This is a genomic window from Marilutibacter chinensis, from assembly GCF_021725675.1.
Taxonomy (GTDB): domain Bacteria; phylum Pseudomonadota; class Gammaproteobacteria; order Xanthomonadales; family Xanthomonadaceae; genus Marilutibacter; species Marilutibacter chinensis.
In genome coordinates this window covers 213,145-223,708 of record NZ_JAKJPO010000004.1, presented here as the reverse complement: position 1 = coordinate 223,708, position 10,564 = coordinate 213,145, and the positions used below count along the sequence as shown (strand labels likewise).

At 69.7% G+C, this 10,564-nt stretch carries 7 protein-coding genes; 5 read left to right on the top strand and 2 right to left on the bottom strand.

Annotation, left to right across the window (positions count from 1 at the left end):
* Positions 1–12: 12 nt before the first annotated feature.
* The 4 genes from cobT (at position 13) to chrA (ending at position 3,832) form a co-directional block, all read left to right on the top strand.
* Complete coding sequence (cobT, locus tag L3V18_RS09495; protein ID WP_425493500.1) at positions 13–1,044, top strand: nicotinate-nucleotide--dimethylbenzimidazole phosphoribosyltransferase; 1,032 nt, start codon at positions 13–15, stop codon at positions 1,042–1,044.
* A complete protein-coding gene (locus L3V18_RS09490; RefSeq protein ID WP_237054435.1) occupies positions 1,041–1,673 on the top strand; it encodes a histidine phosphatase family protein in 633 nt (210 codons plus the stop codon). The genes cobT and L3V18_RS09490 overlap by 4 nt, the downstream gene beginning before the upstream one ends.
* Positions 1,670–2,407 carry an adenosylcobinamide-GDP ribazoletransferase gene (locus L3V18_RS09485; RefSeq protein WP_237054434.1) on the top strand — a complete coding sequence of 246 codons (738 nt, stop codon included), beginning with the start codon at positions 1,670–1,672 and terminating at the stop codon, positions 2,405–2,407. Before L3V18_RS09490 ends, L3V18_RS09485 begins: the two co-directional genes overlap by 4 nt.
* Before the next feature lie 117 nt (positions 2,408–2,524).
* Positions 2,525–3,832: a chromate efflux transporter gene (gene chrA / locus L3V18_RS09480; RefSeq protein ID WP_237054433.1), complete on the top strand. Its 1,308-nt coding sequence runs from the start codon at positions 2,525–2,527 to the stop codon at positions 3,830–3,832.
* Positions 3,833–3,868: 36 nt separating this feature from the next.
* On the opposite strand, the gene ybaL is transcribed toward chrA, so the two are convergent.
* Both ybaL and L3V18_RS09470 read right to left on the bottom strand, forming a co-directional pair.
* Entirely contained in the window at positions 3,869–5,554 is a 1,686-nt protein-coding gene (gene ybaL, locus L3V18_RS09475; RefSeq protein WP_237054432.1) for a YbaL family putative K(+) efflux transporter, read from the bottom strand.
* 214 nt (positions 5,555–5,768) lie between these two features.
* Positions 5,769–8,156 carry a TonB-dependent receptor plug domain-containing protein gene (locus L3V18_RS09470; RefSeq protein WP_237054431.1) on the bottom strand — a complete coding sequence of 796 codons (2,388 nt, stop codon included), beginning with the start codon at positions 8,154–8,156 and terminating at the stop codon, positions 5,769–5,771.
* A 445-nt stretch (positions 8,157–8,601) separates the two neighbouring features.
* Between L3V18_RS09470 and L3V18_RS09465 the strand changes: the two genes are divergently transcribed.
* The gene (locus tag L3V18_RS09465; protein ID WP_237054430.1) at positions 8,602–10,476 is read left to right on the top strand and encodes an ABC-F family ATP-binding cassette domain-containing protein; all 1,875 of its coding nucleotides are present in this window, start codon (positions 8,602–8,604) and stop codon (positions 10,474–10,476) included.
* Positions 10,477–10,564 lie beyond the last annotated feature (88 nt).

Sequence of the window (10,564 nt, the reverse complement as noted above, 5' to 3'; positions counted from 1 at the left end):
ATGGATTTCGACATGTGCGGCCCCTGCCGGCGGCCGGACGTCGATGCGCGGGAGGCGGCACGGGCAAGACAGCTGCGGCTGACCAAGCCGCCGGGCTCGCTAGGCGCGCTGGAGCAGGCTGCGATCGCGCTGGCCGCATTGCAGGGCTGTGCACAGCCGACACTGGAACGGATCTGGATCAGCGTGTTCGCCGCCGATCACGGGGTCGCCGCGGAAGGGGTGTCGGCGTTCCCACAGGCAGTGACCGGCGAGATGGTGCGCAACTTCGCTCACGGCGGCGCCGCGATCAGCGTGCTTGCGCGCCGTCTCGACGCGACCCTGGAGGTGGTGCAACTGGGCACGGTCAACGATCCGGGACCGTTGCCGGGCGTGGTACGGGTGATGATCGCGCCCCATACCGCGAACTTCTGCGAGGCGCCGGCGATGGACGACACGCAGCTGCGGCAGGCGCTGCAGGCCGGCGCGGACAGCGTCGCGCGCGCGACAGCGGCCGGGACACAGGCGTTCATCGGCGGCGAGATGGGCATCGGCAACACCACGGCGGCGACCGCGCTGGCCTGCGCATTGCTGGGGGAGTCGCCGGCGGTGCTGGCGGGTGCCGGAACCGGTCTGGATGCGGAAGGCGTCGCGCGCAAGCAGGCGGTGGTGGCGCGCGCGCTGGACCGCCATGCCGATGCCGACGCTCCGCTCGAGGTCCTGCGCCGGCTCGGCGGCTTCGAGATCGCCGCGTTGACCGGCGCCTGCATCTCGGCCGCCCAGCGCGGGATGCCGGTGATCGTCGATGGATTCATCGCGACGGCGGCGGCGCTGGCGGCGGTACGGCTCAATCCCGGTGTCCGCCCCTGGCTGTTGTTCTCGCACTGCTCGCACGAACGCGGCCACCGGCGTCTGCTCGACGCGCTCGACGCGCATCCATTGCTCGATCTCGGGCTGCGCCTCGGCGAGGGCAGCGGTGCCGCCGTTGCCGTGCCGCTGCTGCGATTGGCCTGCGACCTGCACGCGGAGATGGCGACCTTCGAGCAGGCCGGGGTCTCGACAGCATGAGCGGCGACGGTACCGGCGTCGTCGGCCCCGCCATCGACCTCCCTGCCCGCGCGGAAACTCACATCGAGCTATTGCGGCATGGTGAAACCGGCCATCGCGGCTTCCGGGGCCAGCTCGACGACCTGCCGACCGCGGGGGGAATCGCGCAGATGCGTGCCGCGGTCGCGGGCGGCCACTGGGACGCGGTGGTGAGTTCGCCACTGCGTCGCTGCGCGCTGTTCGCGCGCGAGTTCGCCGCCGAGCGGGGCGTGCCGTTGCGGCTGGAACCGTGCCTGGCCGAGTACCGCTTCGGCCGATGGCAGGGCATGCCGATGGAGGTGCTGGCGCAGAATCATGGCGAGGCGCTGGCGCGGTTCTGGGCCGATCCGGCGGCGCATCCGCCCCCGGACGCGGAGACGATCGCGCAGTTCGAAGCGCGCGTGCGCGCCGCGCTCGCCGAAGTCGCCACCCTGTTCGCCGGCCGTCGCGTACTCGTCGTCACCCACGGTGGGGTGATCCGCCTGCTGATGTGCGCGACGCGCGGACTGCCGTGGTCGGAAATGGCGATGCTGGAGGTCGCGCATGCGTCGCTGCATCGCCTGCCGCCGACCCCGATGGCAGGACCCGACGCGGGGAAGGGTGGAGGATGAACGGCCTGCTGGTCGCGATCGGCTTCCTGACCCGGATTCCGGTGCCCGCGTCGGCATTCGGACGCGCCGGCGCCCAGTCGCGTTCGCTGCCCTGGTACCCGCTGGTCGGCGCGCTGCTCGGTGCGCTGCTCGGCGGACTGGCATGGCTGCTGCCGGCGGGAGCGCCGATGCTGGCCGCGGCGGTCCTGCTGCTGGCCTGGGTACTGCTGACCGGGGGGCTGCACCTGGACGGCCTCGCGGACAGTGCCGATGCCTGGGTCGGCGGGCTTGGCGATCGCGAGCGGACCCTGGCGATCATGAAGGATCCGCGCTGCGGACCGGCCGGAGTGACCGCGCTGGTACTGGTGCTGCTGCTGAAATTCGCGGCGCTGGCGACCGTGCTGCCGGCCGGTGGCTGGGCCTGGTTGCTGGCGCCGGTGCTGGCGCGGGCGGCGCTGGTGCTGGCATTCGCGAGCACGCCCTATGTACGCGCGAACGGGTTTGGTTCGGCGCTGGCGGCCGCTCCACGCCTGCCGGCCATGCTTGTGTTGACGGCGACGGTCGCCGTCGCGGCCGCATCCGGCGCGTCGGGCGGCATCGCCGTGCTGATCGCCGCACTGGTGTTCCTGGTCTGGCGCCATGCCTGCCTGCGCCGACTCGGCGGCATGACCGGCGACACCTGCGGTGCGCTGGCGGAGCTGGTCGAAGCCGCCGTGCTGGTCGCGCTGGCCTGGCGGACGGCCGCAGCCGCCTGAGCGCCAGGGAGAGCGCGGGCTGTCGGCGCTGTTTCCGCCGCGGCCGATGGGTGCCGGCCTTGACCGGTGGGCGGGCGCACGCGAGATTGGCGCCGGCCTCCACGACCGGCTTCATGCATGCCGCCGTCCTTCAGTGATGCGTTCCTCGTCTGGCTCAGGATCGGACTGGCCAGCTTCGGCGGGCCGGCCGGGCAGATCGCGCTGATGCACCGCGTGCTGGTCGAGGAGCGGAAGTGGATCGACGAGTCGCGCTTCCTGCATGCATTGAACTACTGCATGCTGCTGCCGGGACCTGAAGCGCAGCAGTTGGCGACCTACGCCGGTTGGTTGCTGCACGGAACCCGGGGTGGCCTGGTCGCCGGCATGTTGTTCGTGCTGCCCGGCTTCCTGCTGATGGTCTTCATCGCGGCGGTGTACGTGTCGTTCGGCGAGCTGGACTGGGTCCGCGGGCTGCTGTTCGGCATGCAGGCGGCGACGCTGGCGATCGTGGTAGAGGCGGTGATCCGGATCGGACGCAAGGCGCTCAGGCACCGGCTGCTGTGGGGCATTGCCGCGGCGTCGTTCGTCGCCATCTTTGCGTTCGGCGTGCCGTTTCCGGCGGTGGTGCTCGGCGCCGGCCTGGCCGGATTCGCCGGCGCGCGCTGGCGTCCGGAGGTGTTCGTTCCGGTGCGGCCCGACGATGGCGCCGACCCGTTGCCCGGTCCGAGGGGCGGCGCCGGCTGGACGCTGCGGGTGCTGCTCGGTGGCGTCGCGCTGTGGGGAGTGCCGGTGCTGCTACTGGTGGCCGTGCTCGGTACCGGCCACGTGTTCGCCGACGAGGCGGTGTTCTTCAGCAAGATGGCCGTGGTGACCTTCGGCGGCGCGTACGCGGTGCTGGCCTACATGACCCAGCAGGCGGTCGAGCGCTACGGCTGGCTCGGCCCGACCGAGATGGTGCAGGGGCTGGCACTGGCGGAAACCACGCCCGGCCCGCTGATCCTGGTGATCACCTTCGTCGGCTTTCTCGGCGCGCACGGCGATCCGGGCGGACTGGACCCGCTGCTGTCCGGACTGCTCGGCGCGACGCTGTCGACCTGGGTGACCTTCGTGCCGTGCTTCCTCTGGATATTCCTGGGTGCGCCGCATATCGAGCGCCTGCGCAGCCAGCGCCTGTTGTCGGCGGCGCTGACCGGCATCACCGCGGCGGTGGTCGGAGTGATCCTGAACCTGTCGCTGTGGTTCGCGATCCATGTGCTGTTCGCCGATGTCGGGCGTTGGCAGGCGGCCGGCCTCGACCTGCCGTGGCCGCGGCCGACCTCGCTGGATCCGGCCGCGCTGGCGCTGGGCGCCTTCGCGCTGCTGGCGATGCTGCGTTTCCACGTCGGCCTGCTGAAGACACTGGCCGCGTGCGCGGTGATGGGCCTGCTGTTGAAGACGGTGTTCTGAGCTGGTTGCCGTAGCCCGGAACCGATCGGGAATTCCCTAGGCCGAGGCCGGCGGCAGATGACGGTCGCCGCGGAACGCCGGCGTCGCCATCACCATCTCGGCGAGGCTGTGGGCGAGTTCGCGTTCGGCCATCACCGCGCCATCGGCGCCGTGTTCGAGCAGGTGCCTGACCTCGTTGTCGCTGTGCGCGCGGGCGACGATGGTCAGGCCCGGGTTGATCTCGCGCAGCCGGGCGATGATCTCGCCGGCCTCCAGAACGTTCGGAATCGCCAGCATCACCGTGTTGGCCCGCTCCGGCCGGGCTTCGGCGAGCACCCGCTCGTTCGCGGCGTTGCCGCGGATCGACGGCAGGCCGGCCGCGCGCGCGTGCTCGACCAGGTCGTCTTCGCCGTCGATCACCACCAGCGGCACCTTCTGCGCCTGCAGCAGACGGCCGAGCTCGCTGCCGACCCGGCCGAATCCGATCAGGATCACATGGCCCGACAGGTCGTCGGGGATGGCGGGGATGGCCCGCGGCGGTCGTGACGACATGGTGGAGGCGCCCTTGCGCATGCGCTGGTCGAGCCACTGGAACAGCAATGGATTGAGGATGATCGACAGCAAGGCTCCGGCCAGGATCAGGTCCTGGCCACGCTCGGGCAGGATGTCCAGTTGCAGGCCGAGGCCGGCGAGGATGAAGGAGAATTCGCCGATCTGCGCCAGGCTGGCCGAGATCAGCAGCGCGGTGGAGTCGGGCTTGCCGAACGCGCGCACGATCGCGTATGCGGCGATCGACTTGCCGAGCACGATGATCAGGAAGGTCGCGATCACCTCGAACGGATGTTCGACCAGGATCATCGGGTTGAACAGCATGCCCACCGAGACGAAGAACAGCACCGCGAACGCATCGCGCAGCGGCAGGGTTTCGTTGGCGGCCTTGTGGCTGAACTCCGACTCGTTCAGCAGCATGCCGGCGAAGAATGCACCCAACGCGAACGAGACCCCGAACATCTCCGCCGATCCGAACGCGACGCCCAGTGCGATCGCCAGCACGCATAGGGTGAACAATTCGCGCGAACCGGTGCCGGCCACGCGTTCGAGGATCCACGGGATCACCCTCCGGCCGATGATCAGCATGAAGGCGACGAAACCGCCGACTTTCAGGAAGGTTTTCAGCAGCACGAGCAGGACCGAAGGCGGCTCCTCGCCAGCCCCGCCACCGATGATCTCGGCCAGTGCCGGCAGCAGCACCAGCGCCAGCACCATCGCCAGGTCCTCGACGATCAGCCAGCCCACCGCAATGCGGCCACGCTCGGTTTCGATCAGTCGGCGTTCCTCCAGTGCCCGCAGCAGCACCACCGTGCTGGCCACCGACAGCGCCAGTCCGAACACGACGCCGGCCACGTGCGACCACCCCAGCAGTTGTGAAAGTCCCCAGCCCAGCACGGTGGCCACCGCGATCTGTGCGATCGCGCCGGGCAGTGCGATCGCCCTGACCGAAAGCAGGTCGCGCATCGAGAAATGCAGGCCGACACCGAACATCAGCAGGATCACGCCGATCTCGGCCAGCTGCGGCGCCAGTTCCTGGTCCCCCACGAACCCGGGCGTGAACGGACCGGCGACGATGCCGGCGATCAGGTAGCCGACCAGGGGCGAGAGCCGCAACCGCTGCGCCAGTGCCCCGAACACGAATGCGAGGACGAATCCGGCGACGAGGATGGCGATCAGCGAGGTGTGGTGCATCGACGCTCCGGAGGGAATGGATCATTGCAGGATGTGGTCGCCGGGAACGGATGCAACCGGCCTGAAGCGCCACGAGACGGAAACACCAGATTACGCCAGCTGCCGTCATGGAGAGGTGGGCGGCAGGCGGGCCTTCGCACGCGAGAGGCATGCATGAAAGAAGACGCCCCGCGTCCGGCGGGGCGTCGTTCTCATCGCCCGTGGCGGTGGACGCTTACCACGTGTAGCCGACCCTGGCGTAGGCGAACGCGCCGTTGAAGCCGAACGGCGAGGAGGCGCTGTACGGCAGCTGGCCGGAATTGGAGTTGGCGAAGATCACCTCGTCCGGGTACTCGTCCAGCACGTTGTCGCCGCCAACGGTGAACTCCCAGCCGTCGAGGCGGTAGGTCGCCGACAGGTCCAGCGTCCACTTCGGGTCGAAGGTCTGGTCGCGGGCCGGGTCGGAATTGCGCACGGTGAACTCGCCATAGCGCGTCGCGGCCGCCCCGAAGCTGAACGAACCGACGTTCCAGACGCCGCTCAGGAAGAACTTGTCGCGCGGCGCGCCGACCTCGAAGCGACCCAGCTCGACCCGTCCGAAACGCACCGCGTCGGGATCGATCGCTTCCAGCGCAGGCGGATTCGGCGCGACCCTGTCGATGCTGGTCTTGTTGTAGTTGAGGCCCGCGGTCAGGTCCAGGCTGCTGGCCGGCAGCGCCCAGGCGTAGGTCGCGACCACGTCGACGCCGTCGGTGGTGGTGTCGATCGCATTGGTGAAGTAGCGGCCGCCGGCCACCGCCGGGAAACCGTTGGCGTTGAGATACTCGCGCACCGGCGTGCTGATCAGGTTCTCGGACAGGGTGATGCGGTCGTCGACCTCGATCCGGTAGGCGTCGATGGTGATGTAGAGCGCTTCAGCCGGCTGCAGCACCAGACCCAGGCTGTAGTTGGTCGACTCCTCGGCCTTCAGCGGTTCGGCACCGAGCGCGATCGCGGCCGGATGGTTGGTGCGGAAGGTCGCGATGTCGAACGGCACGCCGCCGATGAAGTTGGTCGAGGTGGTCTGGTAGAACTGCTGCTGCAGCGACGGCGCGTGGAAGCCGGTCGAGACCGTGCCGCGCAGCGCGACCGCGTCGGTGAACGCGTAGCGGGCGGTGACCTTGCCGGTGGTGGTGTCGCCGAAATCGCTGTAGTCCTCGTAGCGCGCGGCCACGCCCATCGACAGCTTCTCGGTCAGGTCGCCTTCCAGCCCGGCGTAGAACGAGAAGCTGTGGCGGTCGAAGCTGCCGCTGTCGCTCGGGCGGAAGCCGGGGAAGACCTGCGAGCCGGACGGTGCCGGCGAGCCGTTGGGCAGCAGCACGCCGCCGTTGATGTACGACGCCGGCTCGCCCGGAGACTGGGTGAACTCCTCGCCGCGCCATTCCGCGCCGTAGGACAGCGTCAGCGGATAGGCCAGGCCCCAGTCGAGCAGCTTGTTGAAATCCAGGTTCAGCACGTGCTGCTCCAGCTCCAGCGCGCCGGCGTAGAACTCGGTCTGCGAGCCCGGTCCGATGCTGCGGTTGAGCGAATTGCGGACATCGAAGCTCAGCTCGTTGCTGCCGTAGGCATAGCTGAAGTCGACGTCGGTGCCGCCGGCGGTGGTGGCTTCCAGCCCGGCCACGAACTGGACGTCCTCGGACTCGTTGTAGATCTGCGGCAGGAAGCCGTCCGGATAGATCTCCGGGATGTTGCGCGAGTCGCCCGCGGGGCGGAAGAAGCCGTTCGACAGCACCTCGCGCTTGGTGAAGATGCCGTAGGAGTAGAAGCTCAACGCATCGGCGATGTCGTAGCCGGCGTTGTAGGAGAACGAGCCGTTGTCGATTTCCGGATCGCCGTAGCGCTGCACGACTTCGCCCAGCGGCGGAGAACTGGCGGTCGGCGTGCCGATGAACGGGCGCGCGCGGTCGGTCTGGTCCTGGTGGCCGCCCTGCGCGGCGAGATGGACGAAGCCGTCCGCACCCAGCCCGAAGCCCGCGTTGCCGGCGAGCTGGTACTGCTGGCCATCGCCGGCGCTGTACTGACCGTAGGTCGCGGCGATGCTGCCGCCGCTCTCGCTGCCCTTGAGTACGATGTTGACCACACCCGCGATCGCGTCGGAGCCGTACTGCGCCGATGCGCCGTCGCGCAGCACCTCGACGCGGGCGATCGCCGAGATCGGGATCGAGTTCAGGTCGGCCGGGGAGGAGCCGCGGCCCTGCGAGCCGTTGACGTTGACCAGCGCGCCGGGGTGGTAGCGCTTGCCGTTCACCAGCACCAGCACGTGGTCGGGCGAGAGGCCGCGCAGCTGCGCCGGACGCACCGCATCGGTGCCGTCGGTGATCGCCGGGCGGGGGAAGTTCAGCGAGGGCACCGCGCGCGACAGTGCGGTGGCCAGCTCGACGGTGCCGGTGGATTCGAGCACCTCCGGCGTGATGATGTCGATCGGCGCCGTCGACTCGGCGACGGTGCGGTCGGCGACGCGGGTGCCGGTGACGATCAGCGTGTCGAGGGTGGTGCGGGCGTCGCCGGTTGCTTCCTGGGCGAGAGCGGCGGGGCCGGCGAGGCCGAGCAGTACGGCGACAGCGAGCGGGGAAAGGCGGGTCATCGAGTGCTCCGTCTAGAGTCGGGGGAGGGCGCTTTGCTGAATCTGGCGCCTCAAGCCGAATAGCAGGCGGGACAAGTGCCTGTCAACGGTTTTTTAACAATCCATTGGTCGTAGCGGGGGGGATTGCCGGTGCGCGATCCGGGACCAGCGCCGGGAAGTCGTCGTCCGTTCCCGGCCGTGCCCGGGCTCCGATCGCTGGCGATCCTCGATAAAACCGGACTCGCGGCTCCGGGCCTGCACGGAAATGCGTTCGCGCGCCCCCAAGCGCGAACCCCCGACACTCGCGCGCCTCCAGGCGCTAACCCGTGACACCCGCGCGTTCTCCTGCCCCGGCTGCGCGGCAACGGCCGCTTTCCAGCTTCGCTCTCCGGACGTGGCTCAACAGCTTCGTTGGCCCAGCCGATAAACTGCGCGCCTTCGCAGCCGCAAAACACCGGTCCCCGTCGTGATCTCCTTCCGCAATTTTGCCCTCCGCCGCGGCCAACGCCTGCTGCTGTCCAACGTCGACCTGGCCCTGCATGCGGGCTGGCGGGTCGGTGTGATCGGCCGCAACGGCACCGGCAAGTCTTCCCTGTTCGCGGCGATCCGTGGCGAGGTAGAGGCCGATGCCGGCGACATCGACGTCCCCAACAAGGTCCGCATCGCCAGCGTCGCCCAGGAGACCCCGGCGCTGGACGACAGCGCGCTCGACTTCGTGCTGTCCGGCGACGCCGAGGTGCATGCGGCGATCCAGGCCGAGGCCAATGCATTCGCCAACGAGGACTGGGAGGCGGTCGCCGAGGCCCACCAGCGGCTCGAAGCGCTGAACGGCTACGACGCCGGCGCGCGCGCCGGCAAGCTGCTGCATGGCCTGGGCTTCTCCGCCGATACCCACGACCGTGCGGTCAAAGCGTTCTCCGGCGGCTGGCGGGTGCGGCTGAACCTGGCACGCGCGCTGATGACGCCCAGCGACCTGCTGCTGCTGGACGAGCCGACCAACCACCTCGACCTCGACGCGGTGCTGTGGCTCGAACAGTGGCTGCTGAAATACCCGGGCACGCTGCTGCTGATCAGCCACGACCGCGAGTTCCTCGACGGCCTGTCGACCCACACCCTGCATCTGCACGACGGCAGGGCGAAGCTGTACACCGGCGACTACACCGCGTTCGAGCGCCAGCGCGCCGAGCACCTGCGCCAGCAGCAGATCGCGTTCGAGAAGGAACAGGCCGAGCGCGAACACCTGCAGCGCTTCATCGACCGCTTCAAGGCCAAGGCCAGCAAGGCGAAACAGGCGCAGAGCCGGGTCAAGCGGCTGGAGAAGCTGGCCGGCACCGAGGCGGTGCGGGTGGAGCGGTCGCTGCGGATCGACCTGCCCGTCCCCGACAAGCTGCCGCACGCGCTGCTGCGGCTGGGCGACGCCGACTGCGGCTATGCGCTGGCCGATGGCGGCCAGGCGCGGATCCTGGAGGACGTCGGCTTCATCCTCGAAGCCGGCGACCGGGTCGCGCTGCTCGGTCCGAACGGCGCCGGCAAGTCGACCCTGGTCAAGTCGCTGGTCGGCGAACTGCCGCTGCTGGCGGGCGAGCGCAGCGGTCATCCCGACCTGCGGATCGGCTATTTCGCCCAGCACACGGTGGAGTCCCTGCACGAAGGGCGCAGTCCGATCGATCACCTCGGCGACATCGCACCGGGTGTCGCCACGCAAGCGCTGCGGGACTTTCTCGGCAAGTGGAACTTCCCGGGCAACCGCGCGTTCGAAGCGGTCGATGGATTTTCCGGCGGCGAGCGCGCGCGGCTGGCACTGGCGCTGATCGCCTGGCGCAAGCCCAACGTGCTGCTGCTCGACGAACCGACCAACCACCTCGACCTCGACATGCGCGAGGCGCTGGCCGAGGCGCTGGCCGATTTCGATGGCGCGATCGTGCTGGTCAGCCACGACCGTCACCTGATCGGCCTGGTCTGCGACACCTTCTGGCGCGTTGCCGATGGCCACGCACAGCCGTTCGACGGCGATCTCGACGAGTACGCGGCCTGGCTGCGCAACCGCGACGCTTCCGAGGATGGCCGGGCCGCGGGCAAGCGCAAGGCCGAGACCGCTCCGCCGCCGCCCGCACCGGCGACCAAGCCGCGAAAGGCCAACCCGGTCAAGCTGGCCCAGGCCGAGGCACGGGTGGCCGAGCTGGAACGAAAGCTCAAGCAGATCGACGCCGCACTCGCCGACCCCGGCAACTACAGCGACGGCAGCGGGCGGGCCGCCGAGCTGACCCGCGATCGCGAAACGCTGGCGGCGCAGCTCGCGGAGGCCGAGGCGGCATGGCTGTCGCTCTACGATGCCGCCTGAAACCTGGCCGGCGGGCGCCGCTCCCTGGATCGTGCCGAGGATGCGGCGTTGATCCGGCCGCGGCTATGGTGCCGCGCCGCGTGATCGC